18 protein-coding genes and 1 tRNA gene are annotated in these 19,392 nt (G+C 61.5%); 9 read left to right on the top strand and 10 right to left on the bottom strand.

All coding sequences use genetic code 11. The features are described 5' to 3' along the window. Positions 1 to 132: 132 nt before the first annotated feature. From malZ to PG883_RS05185, 9 genes are all read right to left on the bottom strand, one after another. Positions 133 to 1,962: a maltodextrin glucosidase gene (malZ, locus tag PG883_RS05225; RefSeq protein WP_029314873.1), complete on the bottom strand. Its 1,830-nt coding sequence runs from the start codon at positions 1,960 to 1,962 to the stop codon at positions 133 to 135. A gap of 245 nt (positions 1,963 to 2,207) precedes the next feature. Then, entirely contained in the window at positions 2,208 to 3,056 is an 849-nt protein-coding gene (locus PG883_RS05220; RefSeq protein ID WP_039039670.1) for an HDOD domain-containing protein, read from the bottom strand. A gap of 69 nt (positions 3,057 to 3,125) precedes the next feature. Next, positions 3,126 to 3,545, bottom strand: a complete 420-nt coding sequence (locus PG883_RS05215; protein ID WP_010676067.1) for an META domain-containing protein — start codon at positions 3,543 to 3,545, stop codon at positions 3,126 to 3,128. 178 nt (positions 3,546 to 3,723) lie between these two features. Continuing rightward, positions 3,724 to 5,085, bottom strand: coding sequence for a molecular chaperone (gene yegD, locus PG883_RS05210; RefSeq protein ID WP_039039669.1), 1,362 nt, complete (start codon positions 5,083 to 5,085; stop codon positions 3,724 to 3,726). 104 nt (positions 5,086 to 5,189) lie between these two features. Next, positions 5,190 to 6,179 carry a 2-hydroxyacid dehydrogenase gene (locus tag PG883_RS05205; RefSeq protein WP_202040174.1) on the bottom strand — a complete coding sequence of 330 codons (990 nt, stop codon included), beginning with the start codon at positions 6,177 to 6,179 and terminating at the stop codon, positions 5,190 to 5,192. A gap of 77 nt (positions 6,180 to 6,256) precedes the next feature. Next, positions 6,257 to 6,736: a CreA family protein gene (locus PG883_RS05200; RefSeq protein WP_010676064.1), complete on the bottom strand. Its 480-nt coding sequence runs from the start codon at positions 6,734 to 6,736 to the stop codon at positions 6,257 to 6,259. Positions 6,737 to 6,757: 21 nt separating this feature from the next. After that, complete coding sequence (locus PG883_RS05195) at positions 6,758 to 7,204, bottom strand: Mpo1 family 2-hydroxy fatty acid dioxygenase (RefSeq protein WP_010676063.1); 447 nt, start codon at positions 7,202 to 7,204, stop codon at positions 6,758 to 6,760. 191 nt (positions 7,205 to 7,395) lie between these two features. Beyond that, positions 7,396 to 8,256, bottom strand: coding sequence for a hypothetical protein (locus tag PG883_RS05190; protein ID WP_010676062.1), 861 nt, complete (start codon positions 8,254 to 8,256; stop codon positions 7,396 to 7,398). Positions 8,257 to 8,412: 156 nt separating this feature from the next. Beyond that, positions 8,413 to 8,799 carry a TraR/DksA family transcriptional regulator gene (locus tag PG883_RS05185; protein ID WP_010676061.1) on the bottom strand — a complete coding sequence of 129 codons (387 nt, stop codon included), beginning with the start codon at positions 8,797 to 8,799 and terminating at the stop codon, positions 8,413 to 8,415. A gap of 462 nt (positions 8,800 to 9,261) precedes the next feature. Here PG883_RS05185 and PG883_RS05180 point away from each other — a divergent pair, with 462 nt between their 5' ends. From PG883_RS05180 to PG883_RS05140, 9 genes are all read left to right on the top strand, one after another. Continuing rightward, positions 9,262 to 10,593, top strand: a complete 1,332-nt coding sequence (locus PG883_RS05180; RefSeq protein WP_010676060.1) for a glutamine synthetase family protein — start codon at positions 9,262 to 9,264, stop codon at positions 10,591 to 10,593. A gap of 290 nt (positions 10,594 to 10,883) precedes the next feature. Further along, positions 10,884 to 12,245 carry an aspartate aminotransferase family protein gene (locus PG883_RS05175; protein ID WP_270807019.1) on the top strand — a complete coding sequence of 454 codons (1,362 nt, stop codon included), beginning with the start codon at positions 10,884 to 10,886 and terminating at the stop codon, positions 12,243 to 12,245. A 54-nt stretch (positions 12,246 to 12,299) separates the two neighbouring features. Continuing rightward, positions 12,300 to 13,397 carry a polyamine ABC transporter substrate-binding protein gene (locus tag PG883_RS05170; protein WP_041214238.1) on the top strand — a complete coding sequence of 366 codons (1,098 nt, stop codon included), beginning with the start codon at positions 12,300 to 12,302 and terminating at the stop codon, positions 13,395 to 13,397. A 123-nt stretch (positions 13,398 to 13,520) separates the two neighbouring features. Further along, positions 13,521 to 14,600 carry a polyamine ABC transporter substrate-binding protein gene (locus PG883_RS05165; RefSeq protein ID WP_280520771.1) on the top strand — a complete coding sequence of 360 codons (1,080 nt, stop codon included), beginning with the start codon at positions 13,521 to 13,523 and terminating at the stop codon, positions 14,598 to 14,600. A gap of 76 nt (positions 14,601 to 14,676) precedes the next feature. Then, positions 14,677 to 15,831, top strand: a complete 1,155-nt coding sequence (gene potA / locus PG883_RS05160) for a polyamine ABC transporter ATP-binding protein (protein ID WP_010676056.1) — start codon at positions 14,677 to 14,679, stop codon at positions 15,829 to 15,831. Further along, complete coding sequence (locus PG883_RS05155; RefSeq protein ID WP_010676055.1) at positions 15,828 to 16,733, top strand: ABC transporter permease subunit; 906 nt, start codon at positions 15,828 to 15,830, stop codon at positions 16,731 to 16,733. Before potA ends, PG883_RS05155 begins: the two co-directional genes overlap by 4 nt. Beyond that, a complete protein-coding gene (locus tag PG883_RS05150) occupies positions 16,730 to 17,572 on the top strand; it encodes an ABC transporter permease subunit (RefSeq protein WP_010676054.1) in 843 nt (280 codons plus the stop codon). Before PG883_RS05155 ends, PG883_RS05150 begins: the two co-directional genes overlap by 4 nt. 48 nt (positions 17,573 to 17,620) lie before the next feature. Further along, the gene (locus PG883_RS05145) at positions 17,621 to 18,346 is read left to right on the top strand and encodes an MOSC domain-containing protein (protein WP_043153442.1); all 726 of its coding nucleotides are present in this window, start codon (positions 17,621 to 17,623) and stop codon (positions 18,344 to 18,346) included. A gap of 140 nt (positions 18,347 to 18,486) precedes the next feature. Further along, a tRNA-Pro gene (locus PG883_RS05140) sits at positions 18,487 to 18,563 on the top strand. A 235-nt stretch (positions 18,564 to 18,798) separates the two neighbouring features. Here the strand turns inward: PG883_RS05140 and PG883_RS05135 are convergent. Beyond that, complete coding sequence (locus PG883_RS05135) at positions 18,799 to 19,326, bottom strand: AbiTii domain-containing protein (protein ID WP_043153443.1); 528 nt, start codon at positions 19,324 to 19,326, stop codon at positions 18,799 to 18,801. Between the last annotated feature and the right edge of the window lie 66 nt (positions 19,327 to 19,392).

The raw sequence follows: 19,392 nt of genomic DNA, 5'->3' as shown, positions 1-19,392 counted from the left end.
ATACGGTGACTCCGGATAACACGGTAGGGGTACCGTTTTGTTATCCGGTTTGAAGCCGTATGACCACTCCCTTTTGTGGGCAACTGTCAGGTGAATACCATCTCCATACAATCTACTTGATCCTCTCTCAGGTCAGCTCGACAGCAGTACCCTGGCGGAGTTGGCCGGGATGGTGAGCTGCACCTCCCCCTGCACCACTTCGAACTTGTCGCCGTTGAAGGCGTCGGTGAAGCGGCTGGCGGGGCTGGCGGTCTGCCACAGGGGCAGGCTGATGGTGCGCGGCTCCGTGGGGTGGCGGTTGCAGGCGACCACCACCTGATCGCTTTGCAGGGTACGGGCGAACACATAGCTGTGAGGGCCGGCGTAGAGGGTCTGGATGTCTCCCCGACGCAGGGCCGGGCGCTGGCGGCGCAGCTGGATCAGGCGGCGATAGTGGTCGTGCAGCACGTGATCCCAGTCGGTGGTATCCCAGGGGAAGCAGCGGCGGCAGTCCGGGTCGTTGCCGCCGGAGAGCCCCACCTCGTCGCCGTAGTAGATGGAGGGCACGCCGATGTAGGTGATGAGCAGGGTGGCGGCGAGTCGCATCCGCTGCTTGTCTTCTCCCAGCAGGTGCAGGAAGCGGGCGGTGTCGTGGCTGTCCAGCAGGTTGAACTGGGCAAGCTGGTTCTTGAACGGAATATGGGCCCGCGCCAGCTTGAGCCAGTGATCCAGCTCGGTGGCGCTGATCTTGATGGGGTGATAGGCGATGTCCTGCCCCGCCAGGAAGGCGCGGATGGGGTGGGCGAAGCCGTAGTAGTTCATGGCGCCGTCCTCCTGATCCCCCTGCAGCCACTGGCTCGCTTCGAAGAAGTGCTCGCCGAGGACGTAGGCGTCCGGATTCTCCTGCTTCACCGCGCCGCGAATGGCGCGCACATGGCCGCGATTGCCCTCGGCAGTGCCCCGCTCCCCCAGCATGTGGATGACGTCGAAGCGCCAGCCATCGATCTGGTAGGGGGCGCGCATCCAGTAGCGCAGAATGGCGTTGTCTGCCCGATAAACGGCGTCCTGCACCTGTTCACTTGAGAAATCCAGCTTGGGCAGGCTGCGGATCCCTTTCCAGCTAACATAATCCCCTTCCTGATCGAAGGTGTAGAAGCTGCGCCAGGGGGAATCCGGGTTGCTCTGGGCGCCCAGCGGCGGGCAGAACCAGGGGTGCTCGGTGGAGGTGTGGTTGACCACCGCATCCAGGATGATCCTCATGCCGCGCTGGTGCAGGTTGCGGGTCAGCTCGGCAAACTGGGCATTGGTACCGAGGTGCGCATCCACCTTGAAGTAGTCCTGAGTGTCGTACTTGTGGTTGCTCGGCGAATCGAAGATGGGGTTGAGGTAGAGCGCCGTCACCCCCAGGGATTGCAGGTAGTGCAGCTTGGCGTCGATGCCCGCCAGATCCCCGCCGTAGAATTCACAGGCGCCGTGCCCCTCTTCGTGGCGGCTGACCGGCTCGCCCCAGGCCTTGCTGATGACCGCCTTGCCCCTGTACTCGTACTCGTGATGCTTGACGCTCAGCGACGGGTCGCCGTTGCAGAAGCGGTCGGGGAAGATCTGGTAGAACACCTGATCCTGCACCCAGGCCGGGGGCTGGTGATGGCTGTTGAAGCGGAAATGCTGCTCCCGCGGCGGCATGGCGGCGCTGACGCCTGCCCCGTGCAGCCACCACTGCTCCTCGTCGGTGAGGCACTTGAAGCAGTAGAGGTGGATCTCCTGCCCCCTGGCCAGCGGCAGTTCGACCTGCCAGACCTGAAGCCTGTCCCGGGTGGCGACCGGCGTCATGGCGACCAGATACTCCTCGTTGTCCGGCTCGTGGCGCAGCCACACCTCGCGGATGGGGGCGTCCAGCTCGCTGAACAGGGTGAGCTGCAGGGTGTCGGCACTCTCTTTGAACCAGGGTGCCGCCTGGGGGTGAAACAGGAAGGGATGGGTCATGGTATCTACTGTGTCAGAGAGGCTCAGGAATGGGGGATGGGCGCAGGCCATCTTATCCCGTCCATGGGCGTGTGTATGTGACGACCGGCCAGAATGAGACGGTGCTTCCGGCTTGGCTGGGCGGTCTGCCGTGACGCTATTGGGTCAGCAAATCGGCAAGGGCGTTGCCCTGCTCGTGCAGCTGTTCGAGCTGTTCCGCCAGAATGAGACGGGGATCCGGCTCCTGCTGATCGGCCGTTGTACATCTACTGGGTCAGCAAATCGGCCAGGGCGTTGCCCTGTTCGTGCAGCTGCTCCAGCTGATCCGCCAGGCTGGCGGGATCCAGCCCCAGCTGGTCAGCCAGGGTTCTGGGGAAACGGGCGATGATGGCCTGGGCCGGTACGCCGGCCTGCCAGGCGAAGGAGACGAAGACGGCGAGCCGGATGAGCACGGCCTCCTTGCTGACCGGATCGTGGGAGAGGGGGTCGAGCTGCTGGGCGATGGCATCCACGAAGGCGGGAGACAGGTTCCAGCGCCGCGCCAGCTCTGCGCCGAGCTGGGCATAGTCGTAACCCAGCATCTCCCGCTGGGCATCGACCCGGCTGCTGCCTTTCTCGATGGCCAGATTGATGAGCCCCGCCTCTTCCGGCAGGGTGCTCTGGATCAGCAGCTCGCCGATGTTGTGAATGAGGGCGCAGGTGAAGGCGGTCTCGGGATCCACCGAGGTGGTCTGCTGTGCCAGGGTGCGGGCAATGGTGGCGACCTGGAAGGTCTGGGTCCAGAAGTGGAGCTTGTCAAAGCCGGGGGGGGCCTTGAAGCTGCTGATGATGCCGGAGGCGACCACCACGGAGCGCAGGCGGTTGAAACCGAGGCGGATCACCGCCTGTTCGATGGAGGTGATTTCATTGCCACGGCGCAGGGCGGCGGAGTTGGCCATCCGCAGTACCTTGACGCTGATCACCTGGTCCATGGCGATCTTGGCCGCGATCTCGTCGATGCGGGCATTCTCGTCGTTGAAACTCTGCATCAGCTCGTGCAGCAGTTTCGGAATTGTGGGCAGTTGCTTGATCTTGCCAAACAGGCGATCCATCGACATGGCTGAGGCAGCCTCCATTGCTAACAATGCCTCATATTGTGCCACAGCCTGGCCAGTTGTTCCTGCTGGCGAGCGGTTTTGTGAGCCCTAGTACACCCAGTCTTGCAGCCTGTATTCCAAACGGTGCCGTTTTCCCTGGAGGATCAGGGTCTGGGTGGAACCGCTCAGTGTGGCCCCCTCCGTCAGGGTGGCGAGCACGGCCTGCTCTATCAGATCGAGTTCGGGGGGGCAGGCCATGGCGGTGCTGCCGAGGCTGGTGACCCAGAGCTTGTTCCCCTTGAGGTGACCCTGGCCGAAGTAGCGGTTGCAACCGGCGATGCCGTTGACGGTGAAGTGTTCACCGATCTCGATGTCGGGGGGATTGCTGCGGCGGCTGGCGATGGCCTGGCCATCCAGCCGATCGAGCACCCAGTGATGGTGTTGCAGGTCTTGCGAGGCAAAGCGGGGAGCACTGCTGCAGGCGCTGAGCAGAAGCAGGGCGAGCAGCAGTAGCAGGTATCTGGGCATTGAAGGGGCTCCGGTGGTGGGTATGACAAGCATACCCGTCCCCGGGCCCGGGCGGCAGGGCGAGGGGGGAGGAGCCCGACCGCTTCTGTCGCCCCGGGGGAAGAGGGGGTGTCGGCAAATGGCAACACCCGCCCCGAGCGAACCTGTCTACCGGTTGCCCATGGCTCCCCTGGCCGTCTCAGTCCGCAAACAGGCGCTCGGCATAGCGGGCGAGGCCCGAGGCCACCGAACCGAAGTCATCACCCCCCTCCAGCGGTACCTTGGGCAGTTTCTGCTGGATGAAGGCCTTGATGAGGGGGGAGCGGGCACTGCCGCCGGTGACGAAGACCCGGTCAGGCTGCACGCCTGCCGCCAGGATAGCCTCGTCCATCAGCTCGCCAATCTTCTCCAGCAAGGGGGCGGAAGCACTGGCCAGCTGGGGGCGGGTGAGTGCCGCCTCCAGCCCTTTTTCCAGCTCGTTCAGGGTCTGGTGATTGTGCTCGTGGTCGGAGAGGGCGATCTTGCCCTGCTCGGCGCGCCACACCAGTTGATGGCTCAGCTTGTGGGCCCGCAGGCTGGCGAGGCGAGGGAGCTTGCTGCCGGGCTGGCTGTCGAGCTGGAGATCCTGCAACTGGCGGGCGGTATCCAGGCTGTAGAAACGGCTCTGGGCACTGACGTCATTGATGGCGGCGGCGTCCCAGAACAGGGGATGGGGCAGCGGCTTGCCGGTCTTGAGGGTCTCGTGCATGCCGAGCAGCGGCATCATGCCCTCCACGGTCAGGCGGATGTCGAAGTCGTTGCCCCCGATGCGCTGGCCGCTGTGACCGAGCAGATCGCCGCTGCGATCCAGCTGGTCACGGTGGCTCGGGCCCATGCGCAGCACGGAGCAGTCGGTGGTCCCGCCCCCGATGTCCACCACCAGCACCACTGCATCCTCGGTGAGGCGCGCTTCGAACTCGAAGCCGGCGGCCACCGGCTCATAGAGGAACTCCACCCGCTCGAACCCGGCGAGGCGTGCCGCCTCCCTCAGGATGGCGATGGCCTGGCGGTTGCTCTCTTCCCCCGCCAGTCCCTGGAAGTTGACCGGTCGGCCGATCACCGCCTGGCGGATGGTGCTGCCCGTCTGCTGCTCCGCCTCCCGGCGCACGTGCAGCATCATGGCGCAGACGATGTCCTCGAACAGGGCGATCTGGGGAGCCTTGAGGCCATAGGCACCGAGAAAGGATTTGGGGGACTTGATGTAGTAGCCCTCGTCCGGCTCTTCGAGATAGCGCGCCAGCGCCGCACCGCCGAAGCTCAGCTCGTCGATGAGTCCCTCTTCGCGCATCTGGCGGCGCACCGCCTGGGCACGGGTCACCACGGGACCGCGCAGCTTGAGGTATTCGCTCTGCTGGACGGGGGCCAGCCCTTCGGCCAGGAGGCCGGCGATGGCGTCCCGGTGGGGGGCGTGCAGGGTGGAGGGAAGGTAATGGGAACCGGAGAGGGTCAGCAGCCTGGGGCTGCCCTGTTCCATCACGGCGACGGCACAGTTGGAGGTACCGTAATCAAATCCGATGAACATGCTGGCCAGACTCCTGTACAAAAAAGGGCTGGTAGCCTACCCGATGCCGCCGGGTCTCACAACCCGGCGGCGGGATCAATGGCGTGGCGACAACGCCTCAGGGATCACTCCACTTCGTTGTCAGAGCGGCCCTGGCTCTCGATGGCCTGGATGTTGCTGAGGGTGGTGTCGGCGATGGCGTGCAGCGCCTCCCGGGTCAGGAAGGCCTGGTGACCGGTGAACAGCACGTTGTGACAGGCAGACAGGCGGCGGAAGACGTCGTCGGTGATCACCTCGTTGGACTTGTCCTCGAAGAAGAGGTCTTCCTCCTCCTCATAGACGTCCAGCCCCAGGGCGCCGATGCGGGCAGTCTTGAGGGCCTCGATGGCGGCGTTGGAGTCGAGCAGGCCGCCCCGGCTGGTGTTGATGATCATCACCCCGTCCTTCATCTTGGCGAAGGCCTCCTTGTTCAGCAGGTGATAATTCTCCTTGAACAGGGGGCAGTGCAGGCTGATGACATCGGACTGACGGAATAGGGTGTCGAGATCCACGTACTCGGCGCCCAGATCGATGGCCGCCTGGTTCGGATAGGGATCGCTCACCAGCAGGCGCATGCCGAACCCCTTGAGGATGCGCAAGGTGGCAATGCCGATCTTGCCGGTGCCTATGATGCCGGCGGTGCGGCCATGCATGTTGAAGCCCACCAGCCCCTCCAGGGAGAAGTTGGCGTCCCGGGTGCGCTGATACGCCTTATGGATGCGGCGGTTGAGGGTCATCATCAGGCCCACCGCATGTTCGGCAACGGCCTCGGGGGAGTAGGCAGGCACCCGCACCACCTTGAGTCCCAGCTCCTTGGCAGCGGCCAGATCCACGTTGTTGTAACCGGCACAGCGCAGGGCGATGACCCTGGTGCCGTACTGCGCCAGCTCGGTCAGCACTTCGCGGTCGGCATCATCGTTGACGAACAGGCAGACCACGGGGAAGCCGTGGGCCAGACGGGCCGTCTTGGCCTCCAGCCGCACGTCGAAGAACTCCAGATCGAAACCGTACTGGGTGTTGGCCTGGTGGAAATGTTCCTTGTCGTAGCTCTTGGTACTGAAAACGGCGACTCTCATGGTGCGCTCTCCGTAGATAATGATGTGGTTAAATTACAACAAATAGTGGCCGTCATCACGGGATAAGTGGTGCTGTTTCAACCCCAGGGCATGATGGGGACGGCACTCACTGCACTCTTGTACGAACCATCCACCAACTTGGTGCTGTAAGTCAGATAGACAAGGGCATTGCGCTTCTCGTCGTAAAAACGCACCACCTTCTGCTCCTTGAACACCAGCGAGGTGCTGACATCGAACACCTCTTCCCCCGCCTTCAGCTTGGCGGGCAGGGTGATGGGGCCGATCTGGTGGCAGGAGAGGGAGGCGTGGGAGGGATCTTCCGCCAGCCCAAGGCCACCCTTGACGCCGCCGGTCTTGGGGCGGGCCAGATAGCAGGCGACACCGGCGATTTTCGGGTCGTCGAACGCCTCCACCAGGATCTTGTGGTTGGGGCCGAGCAGCTTGAAAGCGGTGCTCACCTCGCCGACGGGATCTGCCTTGTCGGCCAGCACCGGGCCGGCCATCAGTGCCCCCAGCAGCAGGGGCAGGGGGCGAGCAAGGGTCTGAAGATGTCTCATGGTCTCTCCTGTTGGCCTCCCTCAGAAAGGGATGCCCAAACGACGATAGAGGCTGGCCAGCACCCAGGCGGGGCCTACCAGCAGAAATTGCAGGTCGGTGAGAAAGGAGGGGCGTTTCCCCTCGATATGGTGACCGACGAACTGGGCTATCCAGAACAGCACGAACCCGATGAGGGCAGGCCACAGCAGCGGCCCCTGCCAGACGTGGCAGAAGGCCAGTCCCAGGGCGGTCAGGGCCGTCATCCCCGTAAAGATCGTCAACGACAGCCGCAGGTAGAAGACCAGCACCGGGATGGCCGCCAGCCCCGCCCAGTTGAGGGACGCTGGCAGGGGACCGGCGGGCAGGCACCAGAGCAGTGCCAGGATGCAGAGGTAGATGCCTGGCACCGCCACCTTGTGGATGGCCACATTGACGGGGTGTTGATGGCTCTGGCCGTAGTCGCGAAACCAGTCATCCAGTCGTTTCATGGCACCTCCCTGGTGCGCGTATTGAGGCCGGGCGACCTCGCGTTCCTGTGCGTCTGCGGCGGGCTGCGCCCACCGGATGGGATGACCCGCGGCTGATCACGCTCCCGGCGGCGGATATTCCCAATGCCGGGATACCGTGTCCGTTCATGCTCGCAGCGGTGGATATTCTCAACGCCGGATATCGTGTCCGTTTACTCCTGCGACGGTGGATACTCCCAATATTGGGCCGGAATGCTTTTGAGCAGGGGTGTCATGTCGGGATTGGGCAGGGCGATGGTGACTCTCTGCTCCAGATTGGCGCTGGCCAGGGCCTCGCGGATCTTGGGGTTCTCCCGAAAGAACGCCATGAAGCTGCCGTCGGCATAGGCACGCTCGAGGCCGGTCTGGATCGCCTTGGCCAGCTTCGGCGACTCCGGGCTGACGAAGAAGAACTCGGCGAAGGGGTAGCGGATCAGCAGGTGCTGATCGATCACCAGGTTGGGATATTGTGCCGCCAGCTCGCTGCGTTCGGCGAAGATTTCCACCAGACCACGGGGGAAGAAGTCCAGCTTGTCGCCGTCATTCATCAGGCGAAACAGGTTGCTGTAGCGCCCGGCATAGGTGGGAATGCCTGCCAGTTCCAGGATCTTGTTGTCGGCCCAGCCCACCCCCTGTGCGGCTTTCAGTTTCTTGAGGTCTGCCAGGGTGTTGATCTGGTTGAACCGCTCCTGGGCATCAGCGTGGATGAAGGAGAGGCGCAGCCCTTCCAGGCCACGAAACAGCGGGATTGGCACTGCGGTGAGGGAGGATTCCAGCGCGCTGGAGGTACCCATCCAGAACACATTGATGACCTTGCCCTTGGCAAGCGCCTGCTGGAGGCTGTACTGGTTGAGATTGAGGTCGACCCGCTCCAGCTTGTAGGGCTGCCCGGCGTGGTTGAGCGCCAGTTCCAGCAGCTTGAGCTGGTATTCGTTGTCGAGATCGTTGATCGGTCGGCTGGGGACCTTGACGGTGAGCGTCTGTGCTTGTGCCAGCAATGGCAGGCACAAGCACAGCCTGATGAGCCATTTCACGCTTTGATCTCCTGTAGGATCCGGGACTTGCCCGGAGTCTAACAGAAGTTGTCACGCTCTTGCTGTGAAAGGGGCCGGGGATGACCCGGCCGCGTCATCTTCGGGCAGGGCCTGCCCTGTGCCCGGCTCGTACCGAGGCCGGGCTTGTTCGCCGCATCAGGCGACGCGACGGAACACGTGAGTGTCGTTGAATTCCTTGGTGCTCTGGCATTCAACACAGAAGCGGGACTCGGGACGGGCCTGCAGCCGCTTGAGAGAGATCTCGTCGCCACAGGATTCGCAATAGCCGAAATCCCCTTCATTGATCCGCTTCAACGCCCCTTTCAGCTTGCGCAGGTGCAACTTGTCGTGCTCGATGCGGTTCAGCTCCAGGCGACGGGCCTCCTCGACACTGGCACGGTCAATTTCATCCGCCATCTCGTTGGTATCGGTGGCGATAGCCTGGCTGGCCTGGGAGTTGAGACGTTCTTCGAGCTCAAGAATTTGTCGCTCGATCTGGCCTTTGTAGAAGGTCAGTTGGTCTTCTGTCATGAAATCACACATACGGTTTGCTACCAGTCAGTTTCCCAATGTTACCCATTGATGGGGGCTGTCTGTCGTCAGACCAAGCCCTTGTATCCCGTTTTGCACCAAATCCATGCAGGAGAGTGCAAATCAGGGCGGGCCTTGTACCAAAAAAATGCAGACATGCAAAGGAAATTGGATAAGGAGTGTGCGCCCTTGCAAAGAAATGGGCCTTCTCCGACAGGGTCTGACTGAGTATCGAACGAGATCCCGCCGCCGTTGGCATCGAGCTTGCAGTGGGCTGATCGTGACACAAAGTGTTTAGTATTTGGTGCCGCGATGGTCATTATACAGGCCGTTGTTTATAGTTTTTTAAACACCGCTGCTTGACAAAGGCCTTTATCACGGGCTTTTATGGTGTGGTCGATTACATTTTCTTAACAAGGGTGTTCCTTATATTAGACACCCTTGACAATGGCAACCGTAATGTCGGGGTTTAACATGGACAGTATCAAGGGCTGGATGGAGAGCAATCGCATCACGGAAGTGGAGTGCCTGTTTCCGGATTTCACCGGCAATGCCCGAGGCAAGATCATTCCAGCCAACAAGTTTCTGCGCGAGGGGGGCATGCGGCTGCCCGAGGTCATTTTCACTCAGACGGTGACCGGCGAGTACCCGGATGACGACAGCATGATAGACCCGCTGGAGCGGGACATGCAGCTCTATCCCGATCCCAACACCATTCGTTTCGTACCCTGGGCGCTGGAGCCCACCGCCCAGGTGATCCACGACTGCTTTGACGTCAACGGCAAGCTCATCGACATCGCTCCCCGCTCCGTGCTGCGCCGGGTTCTGTCATTCTACGAGAAGCAGGGCTGGAAGCCGGTGGTGGCGCCGGAGCTGGAGTTCTACCTGGTGACCCGCAACGAAGATCCCGACTATCCGCTGGTGCCGCCGGTGGGCCGCAACGGCCGCCCGGAAACGGCCCGCCAGTCGTTCAGCATCGATGCGGTGAACGAATTCGACCCCATCTTCGAGGACATGTACGACTATTGCGAGGCCCAGGAGCTGGAGGTGGACACCCTGATCCACGAATCCGGCGCCGCCCAGATGGAGATCAACTTCCTGCACGGGGACGCCATCGATCTCGCCGACCAGGTGTTTCTGTTCAAGCGCACCATGCGCGAGGCCGCCCATCGTCACGGCATCTATGCCACCTTCATGGCCAAGCCCATGAGCAACGAACCGGGTTCCGCCATGCACATCCACCAGAGCCTGGAAGACATGGATGGCAACAACCTGTTTGGTACCAGCGAAGGGGGCAACTCCGATCTGTTCATGCATTTCATCGCCGGCCTGCAGAAATACACCCCGGCAGTGACCGCCCTGCTGGCGCCGAACGTCAACTCCTACCGCCGCCTCACCTTTGGCGAGAGTGCGCCGCGCAACGTGCAGTGGGGGGTGGAAAACCGCACCTGCGGCCTGCGGGTCCCCTTCTCCGAACCGAGCGCACGCCGGGTCGAGAACCGCTTCGCCGGGGCCGATGCCAACCCGTATCTGGCCCTGGCCGCCACCCTGGCCTGCGGCTACCTCGGCATGCTGGAGAAGCTGGAACCCATGCAGGAGATGAAGGCGAGTGCCTATGACCTGCCCTACAGCCTGCCCCGCTCGCTGGAGGAATCGCTGAGCCACCTGGAGCAGTGTGAACCCATCAAGGACATGCTGGGGGAGCGCTTCATCCGCGCCTTCGTGGCCGTCAAACGCAAGGAGTACGAGACCTACTTCGGCGTGATCAGCCGCTGGGAACGGGAATTCCTGCTGCTGAACGTCTGATCTGTCCCCGGGGGAGGCGAGGCCTCTCCCCGTCATATCGCAAGCAAGGGGCCGAAGGCCCGTCTGGCGGGAGCGCCCGCGACCCGGAAGGCACCGAGTATAGGTGAGGCCCGCTCCCGCAATGGAGAGGGGGTCACCTGCAATCAACTGGCGACGATGTTCGCCCCATGGAAAGGCATCGAGCAGGCAAGAGAGCGCCAGCCCCGTGAATGGCAGTGACCGGGCAGGCCACCCGTGCCCTCATGAATGGCGACAAGATTCGCCGAATCGAAGGAACCGAGGAGCAAGCAATGCAGCACACCACCCGTGAGTGGCAGCAACTGGAAGCCAGCCATCATCTGCATCCGTTTACCGATTTTCAGGCCCTGAACAAGAAGGGCAGTCGCATCATCACCAAGGCCGAAGGCGTCTATCTGGAAGACTCCGAAGGCAAGCGCATTCTGGACGGAATGGCGGGTCTGTGGTGCGTCAACATGGGCTACGGCCGTCAGGAGCTGGTGGATGCCGCCACTCGCCAGATGCAGCAACTGCCCTACTACAACCTCTTCTTCCAGACCAGCCACCCCCCTGCTGCCGAGCTGGCCACCCTGCTGGCCGAGATCACCCCTTCCCACCTCAACCACGTCTTCTTCACCGGCTCGGGTTCCGAGTGCAACGACACCGTGCTGCGCATGGTGCGCCACTACTGGGCCAGCAAGGGACAACCTGACAAGCAGGTGATCATCAGCCGCCACAACGCCTATCACGGCTCCACCGTGGCGGGGGCCAGTCTGGGGGGCATGAAGGGGATGCACGCCCAGGGCGGCTTGCCCATTCCGGGCATAGTCCACATCGACCAGCCCTATCACTTCGGTGAGGGAGAGGGCATGAGCGCCCACGAGTTCGGTCTGGCCCGTGCCCGCCAGCTGGAAGAGAAGATCCTGGCACTGGGGGTGGACAAGGTAGCCGCCTTCATCGGCGAGCCTATCCAGGGTGCGGGGGGGGTCATCATTCCGCCCGAGAGCTACTGGCCCGAGATCCAGCGCATCTGCGACCAGTACGGCATCCTGCTCATCACAGACGAGGTGATCTGCGGCTTTGGCCGCACCGGCCACTGGTTTGCCAGTGAAGGTTTTGGCATCAAACCCGATCTCATGTGCCTGGCCAAGGGCATTACCTCCGGCTATCTGCCGATGGGCGCCGTGATGGTGGGGGACAGGGTAGCCAGGGTGCTGGTGGAAGAGGGGGGGGAGTTCAACCATGGCTTCACCTATTCCGGCCATCCTGTCGCCTGCGCCGTGGCCATTGCCAACATCCAGCTTATGCAAAGGGAGAGCATAGTTAAGCGAGTTCATGATAGTATCGGCCCCTATTTGCAGCGCCGCTGGGCTGAGCTGGCGGACCATCCGCTGGTGGGGGAAACCCGTGGAAAAGGCCTGGTCGCCGCGCTGGAAATAGTGCAGGACAAGCAGACGAAACGTCGCTTCCCGGCCGAGCTCCATGCCGGGATGACCTGTCGGGAGTTCTGTTTTAACAATGGCTTGGTGATGAGGGCTGTCGGCGATACCATGATCATATCGCCCCCCTTGGTGATCACCGAGGAACAGGTGGATGAATTGGTCAAACTGGCCAGGCTCAGTCTGGACCTGACGGCTGCAAAGCTGCGGGAATAGGCGGGAACCGGGCAGGTTGGCTTACGCATACAATTTGCTTAGGAGACAAGGACTATGTCTTTTAAAAAGGGAATGATGGCTGCTTCCGTGGCGCTGGTCATGATGAGTACCGGGGCGATGGCCGACGAGAAGGTGCTGCACGTCTACAACTGGAGCGACTATATCGCGCCGGATACGCTGGAAAACTTCCAGAAGGAGACGGGCATCAAAGTGGTCTACGACGTGTTCGACAGCAACGAAGTGCTGGAAGCCAAGTTGCTGGCAGGCAAGTCGGGCTATGACATCGTCGTACCGTCCAACCCCTTCCTTGCCAAGCAGATCAAGGCAGGTGTCTTCCAGAAGCTGGACAAGTCCAAACTCTCCAACTGGCAGAACCTGGACGTCGACCTGCTCAAGGCGCTCGAACCGAGCGATCCGGGCAACCAATACTCCATCCCTTACCTGTGGGGCACCATCGGCTATGCCTACAACGCCGAGAAGGTGAAGGCCGTGCTGGGGGCCGATGCGCCGGTCAACTCCTGGGATCTGGTGTTCAAGCCGGAGAACATGGCCAAGCTGAAGGAGTGCGGTGTCTCCTTCCTCGACTCGCCGACCGAAATGCTGCCGGCCGCCCTGCAATACCTGGGCTTCAAGCCGGACAGCCAGAAGCCGGATGAACTGAAGAAGGCAGAGGAGCTGTTCCTCTCCATCCGTCCCTATACCGCCTATTTCCACTCCTCCAAGTACATTTCGGATCTGGCCAACGGCAACCTGTGCGTGGCAGTGGGTTACTCCGGTGACCTGCAGCAGTCCAAGGCGCGTGCCGCCGAGGCCAAGAACGGTGTCAGCCTGACTTACACCATTCCGAAAGAGGGGGCAGGCAGCTTCTTCGACATGATCGCCATCCCGGCGGATGCCAAGAACGTCGAGGCGGCCCACACCTTCATCAATTACCTGATGAAGCCGGACGTGATCGCGAACATTACCAACGTGGTGCAGTTCCCGAACGGCAACAAGGCGGCCACGCCGCTGGTGGACGAGGCGATCCGTACCGACCCGGGTATCTACCCGACGCCGGATACCCTCAAGAAGATCTACACCTTCCCGGATCTGCCGGCCAAGGTGCAGCGTCTGATGACCCGCAGCTGGACCAAGATCAAGTCAGGCAAGTAAGAGTGACGAGTACCCCTCCCGGTCCGCAGTTCGGCCGGGAGGGTGGTGACCACCCGACAGGTTGGACGGCGCGTATGGATGCGCGACTGGCAAAATCACACAAATGAGGACTGATAAGTGCACATGACCAAGATGGCAACGCTGGCCCTGACCCTGGGGTTTGCAAATCTGACCCAGGCAGCCCCTGTGGTTCATTTTTACAACTGGTCCGATTATATCGGCGAGACCACCCTCAGTGACTTTCAGCAGAAGACCGGGATCAAGACCGTCTACGACGTGTTTGACTCCAACGAGACGCTGGAAGGCAAGCTGCTGACCGGACGCACCGGCTACGATCTGGTCGTGCCCTCCAACAATTTCCTGGCCAAGCAGATCAAGGCGGGGGCTTTCCAGAAGCTGGACCTCACCCTGCTGCCAAACCTGAGCAACCTGGACCCCTTGCTGCTCAAGCAGCTCGAGAAGGTGGATCCGGGCCATCAGTACGCCGTGCCCTACCTCTGGGGCACCAACGGCATCGGTTACAACGTCGAGAAAATCAAGGAAGTGCTGGGTGTCGACAAGATTGACTCCTGGGCGACCATTTTCGAGCCGGAAAACATGAAGAAGCTCTCCCAGTGCGGCGTAGCCTTCCTCGATTCGGCGGACGAGATGATCCCGGCGGCCCTCAACTACCTGGGGCTTAACCCCAACGGCCATGAGCCGGCGGACATCAAGCGGGCCGAAGAGCAGCTGCTCAAGGTGCGCCCCTATGTGGCCTACTTCCACTCCTCCAAGTACATAGGTGACCTCGCCAACGGCAACATCTGCGTGGCGGCGGGTTTCTCCGGCGACATCCTGCAGGCGGCGTCCCGGGCCGAGGAGGCGGGCAAGGGGATCAAGATTGCCTACAGCATCCCCAAGGAGGGTGGCAATCTTTGGTTCGACATGATGGCGATCCCGGCCGATGCCACCAACGTGAAAGAGGCTCACGCCCTGATCAACTACATTCTCGAACCGCAGGTCATCGCCAAGGTGAGCGACTATGTGGGTTACGCGAACCCGAACATCAAGGCGGGAGAGTTCATGGACAAGGCCGTTCGCGAGGATGAGTCTGTCTATCCCCCCCAGGCGGTGCTTGAGCGTCTGTATGTGCAGGAAGCACATCCCCGCTCGGTGCAGCGCCTGATCACCCGGAGTTGGACCAAGATCAAATCCGGAACCTAACCTTGGCGCCCATCCCGGGGCGCCAGATTGTATTGATGGATCGGCCCAGGCCGGAATCACCTTTGGGAGTTTGGTAATGGCGATAGCCTCCAGTGCCTACAAGAAAGCCCTCGAGGGCAGCCAGCAGCGTAAAGAAGTGCTGGTCAAAATAGACAGGGTAAGCAAGCAGTTCGACGAAACGCTGGCGGTCGACAACGTGTCTCTCAACATCCACAAGGGCGAGATCTTCGCCCTGCTGGGTGGGTCCGGCTCCGGCAAGTCCACCTTGCTGCGGATGCTGGCCGGGTTCGAGCGACCCACGGAAGGACGGCTGTTCCTCGACGGCGTCGACATTACCGACATGCCGCCCTATGAACGCCCCATCAACATGATGTTCCAGTCCTACGCCCTGTTCCCCCACATGACGGTGGCCCAGAACATCGCCTTCGGCCTCAAGCAGGATGGCCTGCCCAAGGCGGAGATCGATGCCCGGGTGGAAGAGATGCTCAAGCTGGTGCAGATGACCCAGTACGCCCGCCGCAAGCCGCACCAGCTCTCCGGTGGTCAGCGTCAGCGGGTGGCCCTGGCCCGTTCCCTGGCCAAGCGTCCCAAGCTGCTGCTGCTGGACGAGCCCATGGGGGCGCTCGACAAGAAGCTGCGCTCCACCATGCAGCTCGAGCTGGTCGAGATCATCGAGCGGGTCGGCGTGACCTGCGTCATGGTGACCCACGATCAGGAAGAAGCCATGACCATGGCCGAGCGGATCGCCATCATGCACCTGGGTTGCATCGAGCAGATCGGCAGCCCGATGGACATCTACGAAACCCCGGCCAGCCGGCTGGTGTGCGAGTTCATCGGCAACGTCAACCTGTTTGACGGCCTGCTGGTGGAGGATGAGCAGGACCACGCCATCATCGCCTGTGCGGATCTGGAGCAGCCCATCTATGTGGGTCACGGCATCAGCTCCCGGGCGGAGAACAAGAAGGTCACCTATGCCCTGCGTCCGGAAAAACTGCTGATGAGCCTGCAAAAGCCGGAAGAGATCGAGCATCCGGACTTCAACTGGACCAAGGGCGAGGTTTATGACATCGCCTATCTGGGCGGCCATTCCGTGTATCACATCCAGTTGCCCTCGGGCAAAATCGTTCAGGCTTTCATCGCCAATGCCGAACGCCACGGCAAACGGCCGACCTGGGATGACCAGGTGTTCCTCTACTGGGAAGATGACAGCGGCGTGGTGCTGCAATCATGAAGGCATTGAGACGACTCAAACAGGTGGGAGGGCGGCAGCTGGTCATCGGCATCCCCTTCTTCTGGCTGTTCCTCTTCTTCCTGCTGCCCTTCATCATCGTCGTGAAGATCAGCTTCGCCGAAGCGGACGTGGCCATCCCGCCCTACACGGACGTGGTGAGCTGGGCAGACAATCAGCTCACCATACTGCTCAACCTGGGCAACTACCTGCTGCTGCAGGAGGATGAGCTCTACATCGCGGCTTATCTGGGGTCCCTCAAGATAGCCCTGGTCAGCACCCTGCTCTGCCTGTTGATCGGTTATCCCATGGCTTACGCCATTTCGCGGGCCAACAAGGAGACCCAGACCGTTCTGCTGCTGCTCATCATGATGCCGACCTGGACGGCGATCCTGATCCGGGTCTACGCCTGGATGGGGATCCTCAGCAACAACGGCCTGCTCAACAGCGTCCTGCTGGGCATCGGGGTGATCGACGAACCGCTGCAGATCCTCAATACCAACCTGGCGGTCTATATCGGCATCGTTTACTCCTACCTGCCGTTCATGGTGCTGCCGCTTTATGCCAACCTGGTCAAGCACGACCAGAGCCTGCTGGAGGCGGCCTCCGATCTGGGTGCCCGCAACCTGACCCGGTTCTGGCAGATCACGGTGCCACTCTCCAAGAACGGCATCATCGCCGGTTGCATGCTGGTCTTCATCCCGGTGGTGGGCGAGTTCGTCATCCCCGAGATGCTGGGTGGTCCGGAGACCCTGATGATCGGCAAGGTGTTGTGGCAGGAGTTCTTCAACAACCGTGACTGGCCGGTGGCCTCCGCCCTGGCGGTGGTGATGCTGGCGGTGCTGATCATTCCCATCATCCTGTTCAACCGCAACCAGGCCAAAGAGCTGGAGGGCAAGGCATGAGACGTTTCGGTTTTGCCAAGCTGATGCTGTGGCTGGGGCTGCTGTTCATCTACCTGCCCATGATCATCATGGTCATCTACTCCTTCAACGCCTCCAAGCTGGTGACGGTGTGGGGAGGCTGGTCGCTCAAGTGGTACTTCGGCCTGCTCGACAACAAACAGTTGATCGGGTCCGTGTTCCGCTCCCTGGAGATCGCCTTCTACACCGCCATCGCGGCGGTGGCGCTGGGGACAGTGGCGGCCTTCGTGCTGACCCGGATCCCTCACTTCCGTGGCCGGACCCTGTTCGGCGGCATGGTGACGGCGCCGCTGGTGATGCCCGAGGTGATCACCGGTCTCTCCCTGCTGCTGCTGTTCGTGGCCATGGCCCAGCTGGTGGGTTGGCCCGCGGAGCGGGGCATGCTGACCATCTGGATAGCACATACCACCTTCTGTACCGCCTATGTGGCGATAGTGGTGTCGGCGCGGCTGCGGGAGCTGGATCTCTCCATCGAGGAGGCGGCCATGGACCTGGGAGCCAAGCCCTGGAAGGTGTTCTTCCTGATCACCATCCCGATGATCGCCCCGTCGCTGGCGGCGGGTGGCATGATGTCGTTCGCCCTGTCGCTGGATGATCTGGTGCTGGCGAGCTTCGTCTCCGGCCCGGGTTCGACCACCTTGCCGATGGAGGTGTTCTCGGCGGTGCGTCTCGGCGTGAAGCCCGAGATCAACGCTATCGCGAGTCTGATCCTGCTGTCGGTATCCCTGTTCACCTTCGGTAGCTGGTATCTGATGGCCCGGGCGGAGAAACGCCGCCGTGCCGAAATCGCCATGACCACCCAGATGCAGGCAGTTGCCTGACTTGCCCCGTGATAAGATCCGCATTCCCCCATCCGTCAGGAGAATGGAATGCGGATCTCCCTCTTCATCGGCCAGAGCGCCGAACTGAACCCAGAGCAGGCCCCCGGCCTCATCAGTGCCATCCACAAGCAGCCTGCCAACGCCCCTCTGTGGTGCGATTTCCTCGGCCTTCGCGGGGATGAGCAGAGCGACAGACGCCATCATGGCGGCCCGGATCGGGCCCTGCACCATTACCCTGCGGAGCACTACGCCTGGTGGAAAACCTGGCAAACCGCGCTGGGACTGCCTGTACCACGCACACCCTGGCAGCCTGCCGCCTTTGGCGAGAATCTCTCTGGTTCGGGGCTGACGGAGGCGCAGGCCTGCATCGGCGATGTTTATCGACTTGGAGAGGCGCTGATCCAGATAAGCCAGCCCAGATCCCCCTGTTTCAAGCTCAACCAGCGCTTTGGCTATGGCCAGCTCTCCCAGGTGATGCAGCTGAGTGGTCGCTGTGGCTGGCTGCTGCGGGTGCTGGAAGAGGGAAGGGTGGATCCGCAGGGGGAGCTGACACTGGTGGACAGACCCTACCCTGAGCTGACGGTGAAGCGCACCGCCGACATCCTGTTCAACCAGGCCCGCAATGAGGAAGATCTGCAACTGCTGCTGGAGAACCCGGCGCTCTCTCCCAACTGGCGCCAGCATGCGGCCCATTGGCTTGAACATGGTGTGGTGGCGGATTGGAGCCGGCGTTTGCTGGGGCCGACCGAGTTCAGGTTGCCTCGACAGGACTGAAGGCAGGCGGAAAGATACCTTGTGGCGATTTTTGCTGCGACTCGCTGAATTATTGAGCGTAAAGCCATTTTTTTAGAGTGAATGCAAAAAAAGGCTTGTGTCGGGTCGGGGCTTTCGGTAAATTCTCGCCCCGCAGACATCGGTGTGTAGCGCAGCTTGGTAGCGCACTTCGTTCGGGACGAAGGGGTCGGAGGTTCGAATCCTCTCACACCGACCACATTTGAAAAGGCCGCTCAATGAGCGGCCTTTTCGCATTTAGTCTGTTGAAGCAAAGCTGACATTTCCATTGCCGATTGCTGCTCCTGCTCCGATCCCCCTCATTTGCCCAACTAAAAGGGCCACCGCTCGGTGGCCCCACTGGTGGAGTCTGATCCTGACTCCGGCACTCTAGATTGTGACAATCTCGTTATGGGTCTTGTCGATGGTGCCCTCCTTGCGCCCCAGGCGCTCATTCAGATATGCCAGTGTTGATGCCGCAATGCCTTGAAACCGTGTTGGGTTTGCAGGGCCGCATGCTTGGGGTACTCACTAATGAAATGTGCTATTCCCTCCATCAGTTGTAAACGCAGCGAAGACACGGGCTCATGCCAGGCTTGCAGGCAGAGATGACCAGGGATCAGCTGCTCTCGATACGCTTCCAGCAGCGATTCCGGCCAGGGCTCGATATGGGAATCGTGACGCAGTAAATAGTGGGCGGCGGGTTCACGGGCATAGATGAACTGAACTTGGGCCAGGTCGCGTTGGCTTAGCGTTTGGCTGCCGATATGGCAAGTCAGATATTTTCCCGTCTTCAGATTCAGGAAGTGACCGCGTTGCCGACAGGCAATGATGCGATACCAGGGCAGGGGTGAACAGAGAGAATACCCCTCCAGCTCCTGTTCCAACCAGTGACGGCACTCTGGGGTCTGCACTTCTTCGCGCATGGCCTCAAGTCGTGTCAGCAAGGCTCTGGATGGTTGGGTAGCCAGTATCGCGCTCATCGTCTGCAATCCTCCCTCTGCACAGAATCCCGACTTTCAGTATGGACCCTGAGCGGAGGAGGGGGT

Source organism: Aeromonas sp. QDB25, from assembly GCF_027707725.1.
Lineage (GTDB): Bacteria > Pseudomonadota > Gammaproteobacteria > Enterobacterales > Aeromonadaceae > Aeromonas > Aeromonas caviae.
This window is presented reverse-complemented; position numbering and strand designations above follow the sequence as displayed.